The sequence below is a fragment of the Chlamydia crocodili genome, from assembly GCF_018343815.1.
Lineage (GTDB): Bacteria > Chlamydiota > Chlamydiia > Chlamydiales > Chlamydiaceae > Chlamydia > Chlamydia crocodili.
The window spans coordinates 543760-563298 of record NZ_CP060791.1; the positions used below are offsets into that span (position 1 = coordinate 543760).

The following is a 19539-nucleotide window of genomic DNA, read 5'->3' on the forward strand; positions in this document are numbered from 1 at the left end:
TATCTTAAAAAGCTATGACCTGTCATGATATTTGCATCTGTTTTATTTTCTCCCGAAGATTTCCCTTTTCCAGAGCTTATTACAGAAGCGTATTACACTTGGGATATTTTAGCATTAATAGATAAAAAATTATCTACACATGTGTTTTCGGGTATTCACGGTACCGTAGAGTCTGGGGCTTTTTTAAAGAATATAGAAAGTATAGAAATTGCAGAAGGCGCTTATATAGAATCAGGAGCCTATATTGTTGGTCCTTGTATTATAGGTCCTCAAACAGAAATACGCCATGGTGCTTACCTACGTGGTGGTGTGATTACTGGAACGGGGTGCGTGATAGGACATTGCACAGAAGTAAAGAATGCTTATTTTGGTCATCACGCTAAAGCAGGACATTTTGCTTATGTAGGAGATTCTGTTTTAAGCTCAGAAGTTAATCTCGGTGCTGGTGTGCGTTGCGCCAACTTCCGTCTTGATGGAAAAAATATCTCTGTTACTTGCGAAGAAGGAAAGATAGACACCCAATTAAGAAAAGTAGGAGCCTTTCTTGGTAAAAAAGTTTCTATAGGGTGTAACACTGTAATTAATCCTGGGCATTGTATTCCTTCTCATACAACAATTTATCCCGGAAAAGTCATCTAGTTAGGGGAAGTGTTATGGTCGTTATGGATATATTCGAAACTTATCGAATAATGATAGAAGAAGGTATAGAGTCCTCTTTGCAAGATTTTGGGTCTAAAGGATTATCTGTACGTGCACCTGTAGAATATTCTCTAACAAGTGGTGGGAAACGCATCCGACCCATGCTAGTTTGCATGATAGCTAAAGGTCTAGGTATGAATAGAAATGTTTTAGATTCTGCCTTAGCTATAGAATTTATACACACATCTACGTTAATTGCTGATGATCTTCCTTGTATGGATGACGACGATGAACGTCGTGGACGTCCTACAGTACATAAAGCTTTTGATGAAGCTTCTGCTTTACTAGCGTCTTATGCTTTAATTCCCTCCGCGTATTCTCGAATCCGTTTAAACGCAAAGAAACTCAAATCTCAAGGTGTAGATCCTAGAGAAGTAGACATTGCTTATGATATTATCTCTGATATTACGGATAAGAATTTCGGTGTTAACGGTGTTTTAGGAGGACAATATGAAGATATGTTCTTTAAAAATGACGGGCCCGAATATGTCCAATCGATCATCAATAAGAAAACAGGAGCTCTTTTTGAAATAGCTTGTGTTTCTGGTTGGTTATTTGGAGGCGGTGATCCTTTATGTGTTCCTCAAATAATTGAATTTTCACAAGCTTTTGGTCTTTTATTTCAAATGAAAGATGATATTTTAGATATGCATCAAGACGGTCAGGATGTGGGCTTGAACTACGCTCTGTTATTTGGATTAGACGCTGCAAAAGAGCTTCTAAATACCTCTATGGACAAGTGTATTAGGCTACTCAACCACCTTAGACAACATGGTTTGAAAGATTCTTCGGAATTAGAAATGCTTATAGAATATATGGGTATTCGCGATTATTAAAGTAATACATATTAAAAATCTGGGTGAGAGGATTTGAACCTCCGCCCCCTTGCACCCCATGCAAGTGCGCTACCAGGCTGCGCTACACCCAGGAAAACTTTAATTTTACAAACAGGTAATTCCTTCGAATTGAAATTCACACTTCTTAAATTCTGCAACACCAATTTGAGCGCATCTTTCTATAATAGTCTCTAAACTATCTCCCGCAGATACATCTGCAGATTCTATATCTACTGCTATAGACGCTGTAAAAGACGCTCCCCCTTTCTCTCCCCTAACCTTAAAGTTAACAAAAATACCCTGCTTAGTTTTAGAAATATTTTTAAACCTAACTAAGTTATTGTCGATAAGGTTTTTCATTTTATGACCTTCGTCTTGGAAAGTAACAAAAATACCAACCTCTATGGTTCCTGTAAACGCAAAGATTATATTTAAGAAATTACTAAGAAGATCTTTTTCGTGATTCTTGTTTTATCCTACCCAAATCACAATCGGAATAATCTACGAATTTAAAAAATGTTTCGTATATCGAGTCAAAATTAATTACTTCTTTAGCCATATCTATGGCAATTCTTCGATAATTTTCATGCCCTTGAATTTGTGAACGTAGTTCACAAAGCCATTGTAAAGCTCTTCCATTGATATGGAAAAACCAGCGTATATTGTAGGCTAGAGGAACAACATATTGAGCTTCTTCAGGAAATTCTATAGAGATTTGGTTATAAGCTTCTTCAGCCTTCTCCATAGCTTCTCTAAAATCCTTCTCCATAGGAGTGTCTAATAACTGCTCAGGAATATGATATCCTAGATTTGTTGTGAGTAATTGGCGTTCTTGAGTAAGTATTCTATGCCTTTGAAGATCTCTATAAGCTCCAAAGTCTGCCGTAATGTCGAATCCAAATTCTACACATTCCAACCCTCTTGGAGATTTATGTCGCCGATTTTCTCTTGATGAAGATCCTGCTTCTAAAACGCGGGTGAGATCTTCCCTAGGCATAGACCGGCAGATATTAATAAGTTCCTCGTAGGTGTGCTCCGAATAAGGAAAAAGGAATCCCGCAGCTACTTTATAAACTCCCTCAGGGTCTCCGTAAACTAAACGAACTCCTGTTTGTTTAGATGGTGAAGAACCTTCACTAAATTTCTCAGCTAAGCTTGTTAGCTGCTCTTTAAGAGTCTGTCGGTAACCCAACATAGCTTGATGATGGTGGTGATGAGATTCAGCGCGACTAACAAAAGAAGGAATAATTTTCATTAACTCTGTTAAAGAGTTCTCACCAATTTGCCTTATTTCTGTGAGGTTGTGGCCTTGAATTTTGTGTAACAATGTTTGCCAAAACCGTCCATTACCAAAGAATCCTAAATTCGTTAATGTGGCAGCAGGAAGAAGACCGCGCAAACAATCAAGAACTTTGGCTCTTAAAGAAATTGTATAAGCTGATTGTGAAACCTCAGCTTCTTTTGGGTAAATCTTTTCAAAATATGAACGCACTTTAGGAATCAAATCTGTATACGTGTCGAATAAAGAATCACACGTGCCCAAAAACACATCTTTAAAGGCTGAGGTCATCAAAATAGGGTCACGGTAGTATAAATACTCCCCTTTTACCTTTTGATCGAAATAAACATATCTAGAAGACTTTTCTAAAGGAGATCCTCCTATACGCGCATCTTCTAATATTTTTGCAGCAAGCATAGAAACGCTTTCCATAGCTAGGTGAGCACCACCTAACTCTCCTATAGAATCATCCCCGAATCCATCAAGAACTCGTCTATAAAAATCAGCAGCTTTATGTATTCCAACTTCAAAGTCCACACCTGTATCATCTAAGAAGTCTCCTCCTTCACCCTCTAAAAACTCTTTTAAAAGCAAAGAACGCAAACCTAATGTAGATCTAGAATATTTAGAAAATAGAGCCCCTTTAACCACTTCAGGGAGATTCTTCAAAGCAAAAATGTTTGTTTCTAGGTTGGTAACGAAATGAGACAAACTCTTCTTTTGTTCTGAAGAAAACTCATCATCTCTGCTCAACATGAAAAACCTCAAAAATTAAAAAGACTGCCACATGGATTAGAAAAACAAAAACGTTTTTGATTAAAAATCCTGTTGAAAAATGGTTGATCTTGTGTTCACAAACATGCAAAATCTCGATTTATTTACAAAGTGAACAATGTTTTAACAAAGTTTTAAACAAGTTAACCACTCAATTTCTCCTCTATAAATTGAGTTTTAAACATTTTCCACACCCCCTAAAGAAGAAGAAGTAATATTTATATAAATACTCTATCTTTTTCTGAGGTTGTGGAAAGTGTTGAAGGATTGTAAAAAATGAGCTCATTAGCGCTACTTCGACGTCCTCGAAGAAATAGAAGGACTTCAGCTATCCGAGATTTGGTAGCTGAAACGTCTTTATTACCCCAAGATTTTATCTGTCCTTTTTTTGTTAAGGAGGGGAAAAACATTTGCGAAGAAATAGAAAGCCTTACAGATGTTTATAGGTGGAGTATAGATCTTCTTTTAAAAGAGATAGAAAGATTGTGTTTTTTAGGATTGAGAGCTGTGATTCTTTTTCCTGTAATCCCTAGTAATCTTAAAGATGCGTATGGTTCTTATTCTTCCAATCCCAAAAACATCCTTTGTAAAAGTATCTATGAGGTAAAAAAAGCTTTTCCAGATCTGTGCGTGATAAGTGATATTGCTTTAGATCCTTATACTACTCATGGGCATGATGGTATTATGAATCAAGGTGAGGTATTAAACGATGAGAGTGTCCGTATATTTGGAAATATAGCGACATTGCATGCTGAGATGGGAGCTGATGTTGTAGCTCCTAGTGATATGATGGATGGTAGAGTTGCGCATATTCGTTCGAAATTAGATCAATCAGGATGGACTAAGACTTTAATTCTTTCATATAGTGTTAAGTATGCTTCAGCTCTCTATAATCCTTTTAGAGATGCTCTAGGATCGCACTTACAATCTGGCGACAAACGAAATTATCAGATGAATCCAAAAAACGTTTTGGAAGCCTTATTAGAATGTTCTTTAGACGAGCAGGAAGGGGCGGATATGCTGATGATAAAACCAGCAGGATTATATCTTGATGTTTTACATCGGGTGAGAAATTCTACAACACTACCTTTAGCGGCATACCAAGTTAGCGGTGAATACGCTATGATTGCAGCAGCAGCTAAGATGGGGTGGCTGGATAAGGAAGCTATGTTTTATGAGTCTTTAATAGCTATAAAACGCGCGGGAGCTGACATGATTATTTCCTATGCAACTCCATTAATTTTAGAGATGATAGCGTCGTCGAAGCTCTAAGTTCTTCGAAGAACTTTATTCTTCATTGTCTGGATTTAAAATACCCGTTTCCTTCGCGTAATCTTTTAGGGATTCTTTGATGATGGTTAGCATTTCCGTTTTTGAGGGATCTATGAAAGTTGGTAGGGCAAAATCTTCGGGACAAACTTCTAAAAACCCTAACATACATGCTAATTCGAAATCTTTAGTAATCACTGCTTTAATTAAGGGAACCACAGGAATTTTCATGGGCATGACCTTATCATAAATTTCTGTATCTATGATAGGACGTGTTTCACCATGAAGGTTGGTATCAGGATCCATATACATATGTTTTCTTTTTAAGAATCCAGAAAGATAGGTTCTTGTGCGCGTAGGTTTATTAATTCCTAATCTTAAGAAATTGAAAGCTTGTCGTGTTTTTGGATTAGGGATTACGGATATAGTAGAATCTCGCATACCAAGACAGGGAACACTGTCTTTATCACAAAGTCTTCCTGTTAAAGGATCTCCAGATATTAAAGACACATCTGAAGAGAGATCTTCTAGAGAAAGTAAGCTTTGAAAATCAGCACCTTTTGTAGTTATAACATAACGTCTTAAAGAAGATTTTAATCCTGATCCTGCAAGAGCTATGACTTGTTCGTTTAGAATTCTTCCTTTTAAGAATAAATGTCCTATGGTTAAGACTTCTTGGAAGGATATCGTAAAGACTATGTCTTTTTCGTTAGTAATAGGTGCTATATAGTGAATGTGTGTTGAGGGAGATCCTGAGGGATACGGACCTGTGATCTTATGTATATGTGCTATAGATTTTAGATCTTTTTCAGGAATAGCAAGTCTATCAGTAGAAACAATATGGGGGCATAAACCGAAGAGTTTAGCTATTGCACGAACTCCCACATTAAAAACATAAAATCCTTCTTCTCTAGAAGAAAAGACAGCGAGATGTTTTTCTGTGGATGGTGTGAAGGGGCGGTTATCTGCAAGGTTTATGAAAATATCTCTGGGAGTTTGATTGGGAAGAGCGGGAATATCAAAAGGGCGTTGTTTAAAAAGAGAGAAAAGACCTTCTTTTTTAAAGATATCCAACAGTTCTTTTTGTGATAATTTAGATAGATCGTAAGAATACTCTGTTAGATTTTGTCCCGGAGTTTTTTTGATAACAACATCTAATAGAGCTCGTTTATCTCCTCTACGTATTTCCTTTACGATTCCAGAAACTGGAGAGGTAATGAAAACACCGGGGAAATTTTTGTATTCCGCAACAGGTGATCCCGAAGTGATAATATCATCCGGTTCCACCTTAAGCTTTAAAGCTAAGACAGAATATGGGCGCAGGTCTATAGAAACTAGAGCCGGATCTATTCTTTTTAAAAACCCAGACTCTTTAGGAGACCCTTGCAAAGATAAATCTAAACCCCGAGTAATCGCAATTTTCATACTTTAGGGATTATAGGCGTTTTTATAAGGGAATCCAGTTTTTTTTCTTATTTTTTTTGGATGATGTGGTTTTTGTTTTCTTATTAGAATCAGGTGCTGGTATTTCTCCTCCTAAGTCCCTAGTAACTTCATTAATTAGAGCTTCTGTCTCTTTTTTATATTCATTACACGAAGATCTAATATTTTCTAAAGCCAGCCATTCTTCTGGAGAAAAGTTATCAGGATTATTAGCAAACACTTCCATTTGTTCTTTAGTCATTCCTGTTTGCTGGAGGATTTCTTGAGAACGTTTATCCAATTCTTGGATTTTTTCTTGGGTTTTTTCCATCAAATATTCGTAATCTACTTCAGAGTCAGAAGATAAGGCAGAACCGAATGAGGGATCAAAGTCTATATTATAAAGAGTGAGTATTTGTTTTATAGAATCTATTATTTTTTGCGCAGAATTACTATTCATTAATACACCGTGAATTTTAATTTATTATAAAACAAATATTATTATTTTGTGTTGTGATATTGCTCTTTTTTATAGTTAAGCGTATATTTCCCGTTAAAAACGGGAGACATCGTGGACTATCTAGAAAAGTTGCAAGTCTTAATAGACGAAGAGCAACCCTCAAGTTTCTTTAATTTGTGGGAAGAATATTGTTTTAACGATGTGGTGCGAGGGGCAGAGCTTGTCCAGATCTTAGAGAAAGTAAGGCATTCATCTTTAGCTCCTTTGTTTGGTAAAATATCAGATACAGTTCTTCCTTTATGGGAAAGGATACCTGATGGAAAAGAGAAAGATCAGGTTCTTCAATTAGTTTTGGATATCCAAAACACTAATGCTAAACCGTTTTATGATGCTGCGATCGACTATGTAAATAGAAAGTATCAAGGTAGAGAAAATTTTAATGAGGCCTTAAGGGTTGTTGGTCTGCGTGATGGTCGTGAGTTTCAATATAGTTTAAGCCGTTTTGATTTCTTAATGCATTTACATGAAGGGAATTTCGTCTTCCATTCTGGAGGATGGGGAGTTGGAGAGGTTATGAGTGTATCCTTTCTTCAACAGAAAGTTCTCATAGAATTTGAGGGAGTTATGATGGCTAAAGACATCTCCTTTGAAACAGCTTTTAAGAGTTTAATTCCTTTAGATAAAGATCATTTTTTATCACGAAGATTTGGCGATCCAGATGGTTTTGAAGCTTATGCTAAGGAACATCCTTCAGAAGTTATAGAAATTCTTCTCAAAGATTTAGGTCCAAAAACTGCTAAAGAAATAAAAGATGAGCTTGTGGATTTAGTTATTCCTGAAGCTGAGTGGAATCGTTGGTGGCAAGCAACTAAGAGTAAGATTAAGAAAAACACTCGTATAGTAGCTCCTAAGACAATAAAGGATCCTTATAAATATAATCCCGGAGGAGATTCTTTAATTTCTCAGTTAGAAAACCGACTTTCTCAAATCGAGGATACTTCTGGAAAACTTACTGAGATTTATCAATTTATTCGTGATTTACATAGTGAATTAAAGAAGCCTGAAAATCGCGAAATTATAATAAAAACATTGCAAACACTTGTTATTGAGGATAACCAATCTTTAGAAATTCAAAGAGATTTATTGCTTTCAGATTTTTTGGGAGAGAAATCGAGCGTTTTAGATAGCAAATTCTTATCTTCTCTTGATGAAGAGGGGATTATTTCTATAGTTAATAATATTTCCATAGTAGCTTTGCAAAAGGTGTTTTTAATGTTGATAAAGAAGCATTCTCCGGTTTGGGAGAATGTTTTCATGAAGATTTTTCTTTCAACAACATCTCCATCTCTTAGAGAGCTTACTTTTAAAGTGTTCAAAGGTGAGGATTCTTACTGTAAAAAAATTGAGAAAAAACTTCTTGAATGTGCTGAACATCCAATGATGTATCCTGAAGTTTTTGCTTGGTTTTTCTTAAAACTAGGGTCTCATGATGATGGTATTTTTGATCCAAATAATAAAGAGATAGAAAGATTATTTTTAGAGGCAGCTATGGTATTTATGTATCATGTTGCTTCAACACCGCAGAAAGAATTAGGGAAAAAGATTTATAACTTTCTTGTGGGTCAGCGTTATTTAGCTGTTCGTAATATGATAGAGGGGGCTCCGTTATCGTATTTAAAAGAGATTTTATTACTGTCTACAAAGTGTAGCCAGTTTTCTTCTAGTGATCTTAGTGTTTTACAAAGCCTTGCTGAGGTTGTGCATCCTGATTTGAAGAAAAATAAAGTTGTTGTAGAAGAAGATATTCTTTGGACAACTTCTGAAAGCTTCACTAGAATGAAAAACAAGCTTCAATCTCTTGTTGGTAAGGAAATGGTAGACAATGCTAAAGAAATCGAGGATGCAAGGGCTTTAGGAGACCTTAGGGAGAATTCTGAGTATAAATTTGCTTTAGAAAAACGTGCGCGTTTACAAGAAGAAATTCGAGTGCTTTCAGAAGAGGTAAATCGAGCTAGAATACTGACTAAGGATATAGTCTTTACTGATAAGGTTGGTGTAGGTTGTAGAGTTTCTTTGGAAGACGAAAAAGGAAATCTTATCACTTATTCAATTCTTGGTCCTTGGGACGCTGATCCAGATAATTATATTCTTTCTTTAAAGTCTAAACTTGCTCAAGAAATGCTCGATAAAAGTGTTGGAGCGACCTTACAGTTTCAAGGAAAGAAATATAAGATAAGTCAAATACAATCTATTTGGGATGCGTAATAAGGGAATGGAGCATAGCGGAATCGAACCGCTGACCTCAACAATGCCATTGTTGCGCTCTACCAATTGAGCTAATACCCCGAATAGATAAAACTATCACGAGATAAGGTTTAGAATCAATCTTTGTTCTAACGCGAAGGATTTTCTTTAATATGAGTTTTTTTAATCAGTTACCCACATTTGCTCCTGATTCTATTTTAGGTCTGCAAAAACTATTTTTAGAAGATGAACGAGAGGAAAAGGTAAATCTTGTTATAGGTTCTTATGAAGATCCTAACAAGGCATATGGTGGTTTTTCTAGCGTTCGTAAGGCACAATTTCTATTTTTAGAAGACGAGATGAATAAGGGGTATTTACCTATCAGTGGGTTACCTTCTTTTAATCAAGAGATGGAGAAACTTGTTTTTGGTAATGTAAATTCTAGTTTTGTTGTTGGTGCTCAGGCATTAGGAGGAACGGGAGCTTTACATTTAGGCGCCAAGATTTTTTCTATGGCCTATCCTTCGGGTAAGGTGTATATTCCCGAACAAACTTGGGGGAATCATGTAAGAATATTCGCTCAACAAGGTTTAGAGGTTCTTAAATATCCTTATTATAGTTCAGAAAGCAAGACCTTGCTTTTTGATGAGATGCTTTCTGTATTAAAATCCGCTCCCAAATATTCTTTAGTGCTTTTGCAATGTTGTTGTCATAATCCTACAGGTATGGATCTTGATGAAAATATGTGGACACGTCTTGCTGAAGTGATGAAAGAGAATCAACTTTTACCTTTTTTCGATACTGCTTATTTAGGTTTTGGTTTGGGTATCAAGGAAGATAGGCGTCCTATAGAGATTTTCATAGAAGCTGGAAATGCGATATTTGTAGCTGCTTGTGCAAGTAAGAATTTTTCTCTTTATGGAGAGAGAGTCGGCTATTTTGCTGCCTATAGTAAAGTTGTTGACGATTTAGATAAAATTTCTAGTTGTCTCGAAGAGAAAATCCGTGGTGAATATTCTTCTCCTCCTAGACATGGAGCTCGAATTGTTTCGACGATCTTATCAGATGGTGTTTTGGAAAAAGAATGGATATCAGAATTAGATACTATTCGTAATTCTTTAGGAAAAACACGAGCTCGATTTGTTCAAGCTATGCGTAACCATATAGGTCATTCTTTTGACTTTATTTTGTCTCAGAAGGGATTTTTTGGATATCCTGGGTTTTCTTTAGAACAAGTGCTTTTTCTTAGATTAGAGAAAGGTATTTATACCACAAGTGGAGCAAGATTTAATTTAAACGGAATCACTGATAAGAATATCGATTATGTTGCACAGAGTTTTTCTGAGACATATCAGTTATCATAGTCTTTATGATTAGATAAGAGTTTTTCTTTTTTCGATAATCTTTCTATTCTAAGTGAAAAATATTCACTATGAATATTGGCGCAGATAGGTTTCTGCGCGTATTTCTATTTTATTCTATATAGAAGTTTTAATTATGTTTTATTTTACGCGTTAGTATCATAAAACAATGAGATAAACACCGATCATTAACAAAAACTAAAACATATTTTAGATGCATTGAAAAAATGTATTAATTCTATGTTGCAATCAAAATATTAAGAAATATGTGTGCAATTAAAAAACCTGAAAGACATCGTTCTGCGATTAAAACAGCCGGTTCTATTGCTTATCGTCGTTATAGAAAAAATAGGCTCTATGTCTATTTAGTGATTTCTTTGAGTATTATTTTGTGTTGGTCTTTACCAAGACCTTTTTATGAAGATCTTCAGAAGAGATTCATATCTTTGCATACACGTGTTTTCTTTAAACACAGTGAAGTTGTTCCTATAGATTATTCGATACAAGATATTGAAAATATCATCTTAAAAGATCGTATTACTATTTTAGAGGAGCGTTTACAGGCTTATGAGGTTGCTAATTATATACCCCCATTGTTTTCTGAGATCTTATCTCCATATTTCCGCAAGTTAATTGCTAGTCGTGTTATTTATCGTGATCCTTCTCACTGGGGAAGCTCTTGTTGGATAAACGTAGGTAAAGAGCAAAAGATACAGAAAAACTCCCCAGTATTATCAGGAAAGGTCCTTATTGGTCTTGTAGATTATGTGGGGGAGCAACAATCACGAATACGCTTAATCACTGATGTGGGTATGCAACCTTCAGTCATTGCTGTTCGTGGGGGAATACAAGCCTGGTTAGTAAGAGATCAGATACAAGGTCTTAAAAAACATCTCGAACGCCTTTCTGATTCCTATATTCTTGAGAAAGATAAATATGAAAAAATAGATCAATTAGAAGAGCTCAACTCATTTATACATTATAGTGATGAAAACACTTTGCTTTTAAGAGGCACATTATCAGGTAGTGGTGGTCCTTTATGGAAAGATGAAACACTAATTCTACATGGTGAGGGATTTTGTTTTTCTGATGGAAAAGGCCTGCGTGTTGGGGATATTTTAATTACAACAGGATTGGATGGTGTGTTCCCTCCAGGATTGTTTGTTGCTGAGATTACCAAAGTTTGTCAACCTAGAGAAGGTGCGTGTTCTTATAAAATAGAAGCTAAGTCGTTAGCTGAAGATTTAACGGATCTTTCTTCTGTTTTGGTTCTTCCTGCGATGGAATTTAATCCTAATGATAGACCGGATATTTTTGGTTTATTATGGGATTAGGCATTTTTTGATTCGGTAAGCGTAGAAATCCATTTCCCTCGGGATCTATACCTCGGATAAAAACAAATCCCATTTCTACATCTCTAGCAATATCAAATTGTTGAAGAAACCGTTTTGCTGCATGAATATAAATAGCACCTTGATAGTCGAGATTTTGCTCTCTTATATAGTTAAAGAGATTTTCCTGAGAATATTCAGAACTCATTTCTCCTAAGAATGATGTCTTCCAATCGATAATATAATACTTATCATTATGTTCGAAAAATAGATCAATAACTCCTTGCCATAGCTGTTCTTTGTTAGAAAACAAAAAGGACTCTTCAGTGAAGATTTTATGGGGAATAATATCTTTCAGAGAAAAACATTCTGTAGCAAAAGATAATGGGGAAGAAAATGTTATTATGAGCTTTTGAGAAATAATTTCTTCATAACCCTCTAGATGGGTATTTTTAACGAAATTCGTGACTATTGACAAGATTTTAGAAAGAGGAATCTTAAAGTTAGGAGAAATGTTTTCTAAAATTTTATGAATAATAATACCAGTTTTTCTTCCTTTGGGAAGAACAGAAGAAGCTACAGCTTCTGTGATATCACTATCTAAAGAAGTTTCATTATCTAATATCTGTTTTACAGAAGAAAAAGAAAAGATTTGTTTAGTGGGAGCTATGGGCAAGGTAAAAAGTGATGGAGGAACCATTTTATAAACAGGTTCTTTAACTTCAAGGTTGCTTTCTATAGCTGATAGAGAAAACATAGTGGGTTGTTCTTTTGACAACTGTTGTGCTAAATCTATAATGGATTCGTGAGAACCTTCAAGTTTCACATAGTTGGTTAAAGCTGAATTACGTCGTGAATTTGAGGAATTTTGTATAGGGATAAATAATTGTTTTCTTGCTCGTGTACAAGCAACGTACATTTCTCGAATCCATTCTGATGCGCTTTTATTTTTCTTAGACTTATCTAGTCCTGCGCAAAAAACTACATCATATTCTAATCCTTTAGATGCGTGAATGGTGGTAATTTTTAATATTTCTGTATCTTCAGAATATGAAGAGAAGGAAAGATTTTCTTCCCAACGTCCAGTTTCAGAGAAATATTGTAAATAGAGTAATTGATGTTGAGGATGAGAAGAAACAGTGTTTAAATAAGCGCAAAGCCTCTCCATTTCTTGGAAAATAAGATCGCCCTGTGGCGTTTTTAACAATGCTTCTCCTTGCATAGTCATGAAATGATAGAACGTTGCTAAAAGTCCATGATCAAAAATATAACTACGAAGTGAAAAGAAATATGTAGAATAGAGCTCTTTTTTTTCTATAACTTCACTAAGGTTATGTCTGAAAAGACTACTTAATAATACTCTCTGTATTTTTTCATAATTTTCTGGATGAAGAATAGCTTCTAGCCACGCTAACGTTAACAAATAAGTTTCTGTAAGATGGAAAATTGATTTGTTCTTAGAAAATGCTACAGGAACACTACAATGAGTAATGAGATCAAAAGCTTGAGCAGAATCTGATACTAAAATTGCCATACGCCCTAGGGGAATATCATGGGTCTCTTGTAGGTAAGAAGCGGTACGGGAAATCCAAGCGGCATGATCCGAAGTATCATCATAGGAGAAGAAGTGTATTGGGGCGTGCTGAGAATTCTCAAAATGTTCAGAGCTCTGAGGATGTAGGGGATGATACTCTATAGGTTCATAACCTGGAATTTCTAGAAAGGGAGAGCATTTGCAAAAAAGAAAGTTAATAGCTTCCATTAGTTTTACAGTAGAGCGATAGTTATTTATGAGATGCAATTGTGAAGATTTAGGAAATGTTGATTTAGCTTTTAGATATGTAGCGAGATCTGCATTTCTCCACTCATAAATAGATTGTTTTGGATCACCTATTAAAAATAGGGATCCTGAGAAAGCATCATTTGCAAACAGCTTTGAAAATATATTCCATTGTTTCCTATCGGTATCCTGGAATTCATCGATCAATACTAACTGAAAACGCTTCCTTAGAGCTGTTATGATTTCTTCGGATCTTGAAGAGAGGAGAATATCTTCTAAAGCTGAGATGCTCTCATCCGGAGATAACCACCGCGTATAATGATTCTTTAAATAGAGTTGTAAGTCTCGAAGTAGAGTGTTAAAAATAAGGTCTAAATTGCAAAATTGTTCAGTATAGTGAAACCAGGAGGTCTCCTCTATATAGCTAAAAGCTCTAGAGGTCTGATAACGTGCTAAGCGATTTTTAGGATGGAAAGTCTCTGCAATTTTAGAAAAAGAAAATAAGCGTACGGATATTTTTTCGTCATACAAGTATTTTACAAAAAGCTGAAGATCTTCATCTATAGAAAAGGGTTGTTTTCTAAAACTTTCTTTGTGTTGTAGTAATTGCTCTAGAAATTCTGTCTCTGGAATATCTTGTATTTTAGCTCGAACGGAGCCGTACCATGATTCTAGAGATTCCCAAGTAGAAGTTTTTGAAGATAAATGCTCAAAAGTTTGCAGTGTATAACTAGAGAGTAGCTTATCAGTTAAAAAAGATGTGTATTTAGAATTATATCTGGCTGCAAGCAGATAAAATTGCTCGGGAAACAAAACAGAACGCCAAACGTCTTGGGATAGATATTTTTGGATGTGATGAAAAACTGATTGTGTATGGGTAAGAACAGTATTAGTCTGTGTCATTTGCAGTTCAGGAAAATGTTGCTGTAGCACGTGATTGCAAAATCCATGAATGGTAAAGATCGCCATGCGATCTATAGTTGCCAAAGCATTACGTACTTGCATGTAAAGCCGTTTTACATCACTAACATCTTTTAGATAAGGAGGAAGAGGTGCTGAAGGATCTTTGAGAGCGGATTTTAACTGAGATAACGCATGCTTAAGATTATCTTGAATCCTGAGTTTTAATTCGTTAGTTGCTGCGTTTGTGAATGTTACTGCAAGAATATTTTCAACATGGGAAACAGAACCTTCTAAAATAGCTCGCAAGACAATTTGTTCAATAGTAAAAGTCTTTCCTGTACCAGCAGAGGCTTCTAAGAAATATTTTCCATGAATGGATGTTTGAGCATTAAAAATATCAAACGGTTTCATCTGCGTCCTTAAACAAAGAAAGAATCAGTAAACGTTGCTTTTCGGTAACTATGAATTGATCTTGATAATCACGATTATGAAATTTCCAGAAGAGCGATAAGGCAGGATCATTAGCATCTGTTTCGATAGCAGTATGTATAGATTCATGAAACTTTTCAGGATTGTCTAGACATTTCCAACATTCAGAAGAAATTAAAGGAATCGGATGCTCTTTCATCATTTGGTATACCTGTAGCACTCGATTTAAATATTTTTCGGGATTAGAAAAAGGAAGGGACAGATCTTCGAAGTGATCTTTAGAGATAATATTTCTTATAATTGCGTGTTTAGTAATGGCATTGGATTGTTGTAACATCGCTATAGCTATGTAAGCCTTCAAGTAATTTTGTATTTCAAAAGAGCTGTCAGGAATAGCTTTGGTTTTCTTGATTACTTTTCTTATTTTGGCTTTGGGATCAATGGAACATGAATATATACCATTAGAGAATACACCGAAGAATGTTCCATGTAGAAAAATCTCTCTACCATTCAAATTTACACAAACCGGCGGGAGAACCCGATCTTGATCACGAAGATGATCATGGAATAATGAAGAAGAGAAAATTACCGAATGAGGATCTGTCAGGGGATTTAATCTTACTTTTTCTAACCATTTTTCTATGAGTTCATTGTAAGAGGCAAACAAATCTTTAGAAAAAGCAGACTGGTAATTATTCGGAATATACTCAGGTATATTTGAAAGGTGATTTTCCCAAAATAACATGACTTGTTTTTTGGTTGGGAAGAGTTTTTCTCTAATTTCTAATGTTGCAGGAGCTCGAAGAGAAACATGGTAATTAGATTTTAAGAAAAAATCCAAGGGAGAAGAGACAGACTTGATTATTTGCGATACAGATAAATGAAGCGGAAGATTCGTAGTATTCTTAGGGATTTCAAACAAAGAAGGTAGAGGTTCTTTGATAGAGCAGAATGCCTTTGCGAGTTTATAATGATATTCTTGAGAAGCATGCACCAAGTTTTTTTTGGAGAATAATGAAGGAGCGTAGGCTTTAGAAGGAAGATGAGTAATAGATAAATTTAAAGCTTCCTGAAGATAATTCACATATGCACTAGGTAAAACGGGGTTATGAGTAGAAGATTGGTAGCTAACATGAAGTTCATATTTAGTAGTTACCAGGGTCTGAAGAAAATGGAAATTTTCTTCATTTTCCGAAGAAGAAAATACGAGTTCTTCTTGAGTTGTTGAATCGGTAAGGTCTAGCAGATCAATAGCTTGCGTATTTTTGTTTGCTCCGAGAATAAACGTATAACCTTTAGGGATAAAGCTTAAGTCTCCCAAAGAGCCTACGTAAGGACCAGGCTTGTCATAAATAGGACTATTTCCACAAAAACGGTCAAAGAAATCCAAACAAAAATCAGTAAAAAACATTAAAGAACATTTTGAAGAAGAAAACGTTGGGAAAATAGAATTTTTAAGGGAAGCAATCAAAGACAGCTCCTCAGAAGACAAAACAAAGATCGATTCTAAGGAAGATATAATTTGAGTAAAGTGTTCATCATAAGTTTGAACCGCATTCGAGGAATAAATATCCATAAGTTTCTGTAAATCATAGAGTAGAGGAAGAATGCGTTCCCAAATTTCTATTTGGCTTACCTTGCCATGTTCTTCGACAAAAGGATATTCATTCAGAATATTATTCCCTAAGTTTTGTATATGAACCCCATCTCCTTTGAAAAGCTTCTCCCATTCACTAGAAAGTTTTTTCAAAAGATAGGGAGTTTTATTGATATCTATAGGATTTTGTAGTTGTGGATGAATGAGTAGTTGAAGCAGGCGGTAGAGATTGCCCTGTGTTTGCAGAATAGATGATAAGAGTAAAAACTTTTCTTTTAAATCCTCAGCATATGGAGATGTGTTATTTGTGAAGTATAGAGGTAGATGAGGCTGGAATACTGCTTTTAAATAGACTTTGTAAGTTTCCAATTGAGAAGATAAAATAAAAATTTCTTCAGGAAGCACACCTTTATGCAATAGAGAAGAAATCTTCAAAAACACTTCATGAACCTCTCTAGAAGGATTTAAAGCTTTTCTGATCGTTACAGTTTGTTCTTTGCCTAGAGTATCCCCGGGTGAATTGGGACGTAAGTGAAATAGATTGCTTTGCAAAACACTTAAAGATGTTGTTTCTTGAGGAATCACAAAAGCTTCGCTGTAGTGCACTTCCTTGTCTAAAAAGAAATTTTGAGATGCTTGGGATTTATGGGAGAGATTAGCAAGCAATGCCTGCCTATCCGCTAAAATATAATGTTCCCAAGCATCTCTATTGGATTGATCTGTGAACTGACGCCATAAAAAATCAATAGATTTATCAGAAAGTAAGTCCCCGAAATATTCTCGACTTGGTGAAAAGCAGTAAAAGTACACGGGGAAAAAACTACTTAATTCCGTAAAAAAAGTTGCAAAATGCTTAGGTAAATGAGAATAGCCAAAGATATGCAAAGAACGATTTTGTTTTTCAGAACCCAAAGCATCTAATACGGAAGAAAAGACTTTGTTGATAGGAATAAAGTGTTTATCTAGTTGAGAGAACAAGTCTTTATGATAGCGATTTTTTTCAGAAGGTGCTTGCGAGAATGTATAAAATTTTTTAAAAATAGCTGCTAGACTTTTTGTTGAGCTATAAGAGGGTTCTGAAAGAAGTTTACTCTGCCTAACATCAATGGATGGATGAGTAATATTTAGCAGCTCGTGTATAAATAGAGGAAGTGTTATATAGTCAGGAATTAACGGTTTTTCATGACAAACTTCAGCGAATAAATGTTTGACAAGGGAGTCTGAAGAAGAGAAAATGGTCGACCCCATGAAAATGTGGTTACTTGTAGCATTAGTAAGTTCTCTACGTAGCCAATGCCCTATTTCTGTATTGGCGACAAGAATCCATCTTTTAGTAAATGGCTGTTGATAAGTAGAAAATAGATCTTCTGCAAGTTTAGCTAATAGGTGAATGGGAGAGTTGCTAAAAATTGCCTGACTATGTTTGGTCGCGTTCATGGATATATCAATACAGAAAAAGTCTTTTCGTGCTTTAGTAATAACGCATTTTCTTACGATATTAAATGATAATCTCTACAAGTTTCTTTTAGTGTTTTTTCTGCTTGAGGGAAAAAGTTTAACAGAGAATGCGAAGATATTATCCTACGTAAGTTTGTTCTTTGCTTTGCCATTTCTATTGCTAGCACCTTTAGCTGGAAGTTTATCAGATAGGTATCAGAAACGGAACATTATCTTAGCTACGCGTCTGGTAGAGATTGTTTGTACATCGCTAGGGTTATACTTCTTCTACATACAATCTGCAGTTGGTGGTTATATAGTTTTGATCCTTATGGCAAGTCATACTGCTATTTTCGGTCCTGCGAAAATGGGGATTCTTCCGGAGATGTTGCCTTTAGATTATTTATCTAAAGCCAACGGCACAATGACAGCCGTAACTTATACAGGGAGTATTTTAGGGTCGTGTTTTGCTCCTTTGCTTGTCGATCTTACAAAGAATCTCGCAGTTAATTGTTACGTACTTTCAACATCATTTTGTGTTATTTCTTCTATTGTAAGTACATTTGTTTCTCTAAGGATACGCCCTAGCAATATTAAAAATCGTAGTCAAAAAATTACTTACGTAAGTTTTAAGGATCTTTGGGAGATCTTAAAAGATACACGTCATGTACACTATCTAACTTTATCTATTTTCCTTGTTGCTCTTTTTCTTTTAGTTGGGGCCTATACACAGGTAGAAATCATTCCGTTTGTAGAATTTACTTTAGGCTATCCTAAGCACTACGGAGGTTATTTATTCCCTCTCGTCGCTTTAGGTGTTGGAGTTGGGTCTTATGTTACAGGATGGCTTTCTGGGAAAGATATTAAATTAGGTTATGTGCCCATCATGACTTTAGGCTTAGGCGTTGCTTTCATGGGTCTTTATGCTGTCTCATGCTCTCTAGTTGGTGTGATGTTTTTCCTTCTCCTTTTAGGATTTTTAGGTGGGGTATATCAAGTACCACTACATGCTTATGTACAATATGCTAGTCCTGAACATAAGCGGGGACAAATTCTGGCTGCAAATAACTTTCTAGATTTTGTCGGAGTGTTAATTGCTGCAGGAATCGTAAGGATTTTAGGATCAGGTTTGAGTTTGCCCCCAGAGATGAGCTTCTTGTATATGGGGATAATTATTTTCTGTATAGGTTTATGGATTTTATGGATTTGGAAAGAATTGGTCTATCGTCTGGTACTCAGCGCTGTATTAGTAAGGCAGCTGGGAAGCTATCTTAGACTCCCTAAATCAATAATTCCTGTTTGTTACATGGTATGCACCCATTCTTATCAAGAAGTGCGTCGTGTGTTAGCTATGCTACCTAAAACCATACGTAGTACGGTCGTGATATTAGATCAGAAGTTACAGCCAGGTTGGACGACTAGAATAATTTCTTACTGTGTACCCACAGTAATTTCTGATCTTAATGACACAAGTGATCATAGTATGAAAGAAGCTTGGGCTGTTTTACAGGCTAAGCGTTTGCAGATACTATTAAAAAAACAACCAGATCTATGTGTGATTTGCTTGGGGAAGGAAGAGAACATTGAAATATTTTCTAAGGTGTTGCTGGAACAAGGAATTAATATTAAGAATATTCACTTGTCATGCAATAAAGTTTCTTACCGAAGAAAAGTTTATGATCTATCCTTGAACCAGGCTGAAGAAGCCTAGTTCAAGG

At 35.5% G+C, this 19539-nt stretch carries 13 protein-coding genes and 2 tRNA genes; 7 read left to right on the top strand and 8 right to left on the bottom strand.

The window, feature by feature from the left end; all coding sequences use genetic code 11:
- The first annotated feature begins 24 nt into the window (after positions 1-24).
- Positions 25-639, top strand: coding sequence for an LbetaH domain-containing protein (locus H9Q19_RS02365; protein WP_213241896.1), 615 nt, complete (start codon positions 25-27; stop codon positions 637-639).
- A 14-nt stretch (positions 640-653) separates the two neighbouring features.
- Positions 654-1535, top strand: coding sequence for a polyprenyl synthetase family protein (locus H9Q19_RS02370; RefSeq protein ID WP_213241898.1), 882 nt, complete (start codon positions 654-656; stop codon positions 1533-1535).
- 18 nt (positions 1536-1553) lie between these two features.
- On the opposite strand, the gene H9Q19_RS02375 is transcribed toward H9Q19_RS02370, so the two are convergent.
- From H9Q19_RS02375 to H9Q19_RS02385, 3 genes are all read right to left on the bottom strand, one after another.
- A tRNA-Pro gene (locus H9Q19_RS02375) sits at positions 1554-1627 on the bottom strand.
- Between the two features lie 13 nt (positions 1628-1640).
- Positions 1641-1895, bottom strand: coding sequence for a hypothetical protein (locus H9Q19_RS02380; protein ID WP_213241900.1), 255 nt, complete (start codon positions 1893-1895; stop codon positions 1641-1643).
- 82 nt (positions 1896-1977) lie between these two features.
- Positions 1978-3570 (bottom strand): FAD-dependent thymidylate synthase, encoded by a 1593-nt coding sequence (locus tag H9Q19_RS02385; RefSeq protein WP_213241902.1) that lies wholly within the window; start codon positions 3568-3570, stop codon positions 1978-1980.
- Between the two features lie 294 nt (positions 3571-3864).
- Here H9Q19_RS02385 and hemB point away from each other — a divergent pair, with 294 nt between their 5' ends.
- Positions 3865-4860: a porphobilinogen synthase gene (gene hemB, locus H9Q19_RS02390; RefSeq protein ID WP_213241904.1), complete on the top strand. Its 996-nt coding sequence runs from the start codon at positions 3865-3867 to the stop codon at positions 4858-4860.
- A gap of 15 nt (positions 4861-4875) precedes the next feature.
- Here hemB and H9Q19_RS02395 read toward each other — a convergent pair whose 3' ends face one another.
- Positions 4876-6282: a Na(+)-translocating NADH-quinone reductase subunit A gene (locus tag H9Q19_RS02395; RefSeq protein WP_213241906.1), complete on the bottom strand. Its 1407-nt coding sequence runs from the start codon at positions 6280-6282 to the stop codon at positions 4876-4878.
- Between the two features lie 22 nt (positions 6283-6304).
- The gene (locus H9Q19_RS02400) at positions 6305-6739 is read right to left on the bottom strand and encodes a hypothetical protein (protein ID WP_213241908.1); all 435 of its coding nucleotides are present in this window, start codon (positions 6737-6739) and stop codon (positions 6305-6307) included.
- Positions 6740-6850: 111 nt separating this feature from the next.
- Between H9Q19_RS02400 and H9Q19_RS02405 the strand changes: the two genes are divergently transcribed.
- A complete protein-coding gene (locus tag H9Q19_RS02405) occupies positions 6851-9004 on the top strand; it encodes a GreA/GreB family elongation factor (RefSeq protein ID WP_213241910.1) in 2154 nt (717 codons plus the stop codon).
- Between the two features lie 8 nt (positions 9005-9012).
- On the opposite strand, the gene H9Q19_RS02410 is transcribed toward H9Q19_RS02405, so the two are convergent.
- Positions 9013-9085, bottom strand: a tRNA-Ala gene (locus H9Q19_RS02410).
- A 71-nt stretch (positions 9086-9156) separates the two neighbouring features.
- Here H9Q19_RS02410 and H9Q19_RS02415 point away from each other — a divergent pair.
- Both H9Q19_RS02415 and H9Q19_RS02420 read left to right on the top strand, forming a co-directional pair.
- Positions 9157-10347 carry an amino acid aminotransferase gene (locus H9Q19_RS02415; RefSeq protein WP_213241913.1) on the top strand — a complete coding sequence of 397 codons (1191 nt, stop codon included), beginning with the start codon at positions 9157-9159 and terminating at the stop codon, positions 10345-10347.
- Positions 10348-10610: 263 nt separating this feature from the next.
- Positions 10611-11678, top strand: coding sequence for a rod shape-determining protein MreC (locus tag H9Q19_RS02420; protein WP_213241915.1), 1068 nt, complete (start codon positions 10611-10613; stop codon positions 11676-11678).
- Here the strand turns inward: H9Q19_RS02420 and recB are convergent.
- Together recB and H9Q19_RS02430 are read right to left on the bottom strand one after the other, a co-directional pair.
- A complete protein-coding gene (gene recB / locus H9Q19_RS02425) occupies positions 11638-14769 on the bottom strand; it encodes an exodeoxyribonuclease V subunit beta (protein WP_213241917.1) in 3132 nt (1043 codons plus the stop codon). The two genes, H9Q19_RS02420 and recB, sit on opposite strands and share 41 nt — an antisense overlap.
- Positions 14756-17821 carry an exodeoxyribonuclease V subunit gamma gene (locus H9Q19_RS02430; protein WP_213241919.1) on the bottom strand — a complete coding sequence of 1022 codons (3066 nt, stop codon included), beginning with the start codon at positions 17819-17821 and terminating at the stop codon, positions 14756-14758. Before H9Q19_RS02430 ends, recB begins: the two co-directional genes overlap by 14 nt.
- Between H9Q19_RS02430 and H9Q19_RS02435 the strand changes: the two genes are divergently transcribed.
- On the top strand, positions 17820-19532 hold the full coding sequence (locus tag H9Q19_RS02435; RefSeq protein ID WP_213241921.1) for an MFS transporter: 1713 nt from the start codon (positions 17820-17822) through the stop codon (positions 19530-19532). The two genes, H9Q19_RS02430 and H9Q19_RS02435, sit on opposite strands and share 2 nt — an antisense overlap.
- Positions 19533-19539: the final 7 nt, after the last annotated feature.

Coding starts and splice junctions, on each gene's coding strand:
- H9Q19_RS02420 (WP_213241915.1), top strand. CDS start 10,611: ATGTGTGCAATTAAAAAACCTGAAAGACATCGTTCTGCGATTAAAACA.
- H9Q19_RS02365 (WP_213241896.1), top strand. CDS start 25: ATGATATTTGCATCTGTTTTATTTTCTCCCGAAGATTTCCCTTTTCCA.
- H9Q19_RS02435 (WP_213241921.1), top strand. CDS start 17,820: ATGGATATATCAATACAGAAAAAGTCTTTTCGTGCTTTAGTAATAACG.
- H9Q19_RS02415 (WP_213241913.1), top strand. CDS start 9,157: ATGAGTTTTTTTAATCAGTTACCCACATTTGCTCCTGATTCTATTTTA.
- recB (WP_213241917.1), bottom strand. CDS start 14,769: ATGAAACCGTTTGATATTTTTAATGCTCAAACATCCATTCATGGAAAA.
- hemB (WP_213241904.1), top strand. CDS start 3,865: ATGAGCTCATTAGCGCTACTTCGACGTCCTCGAAGAAATAGAAGGACT.
- H9Q19_RS02400 (WP_213241908.1), bottom strand. CDS start 6,739: ATGAATAGTAATTCTGCGCAAAAAATAATAGATTCTATAAAACAAATA.
- H9Q19_RS02385 (WP_213241902.1), bottom strand. CDS start 3,570: ATGTTGAGCAGAGATGATGAGTTTTCTTCAGAACAAAAGAAGAGTTTG.
- H9Q19_RS02430 (WP_213241919.1), bottom strand. CDS start 17,821: ATGAACGCGACCAAACATAGTCAGGCAATTTTTAGCAACTCTCCCATT.
- H9Q19_RS02370 (WP_213241898.1), top strand. CDS start 654: ATGGTCGTTATGGATATATTCGAAACTTATCGAATAATGATAGAAGAA.
- H9Q19_RS02395 (WP_213241906.1), bottom strand. CDS start 6,282: ATGAAAATTGCGATTACTCGGGGTTTAGATTTATCTTTGCAAGGGTCT.
- H9Q19_RS02380 (WP_213241900.1), bottom strand. CDS start 1,895: ATGAAAAACCTTATCGACAATAACTTAGTTAGGTTTAAAAATATTTCT.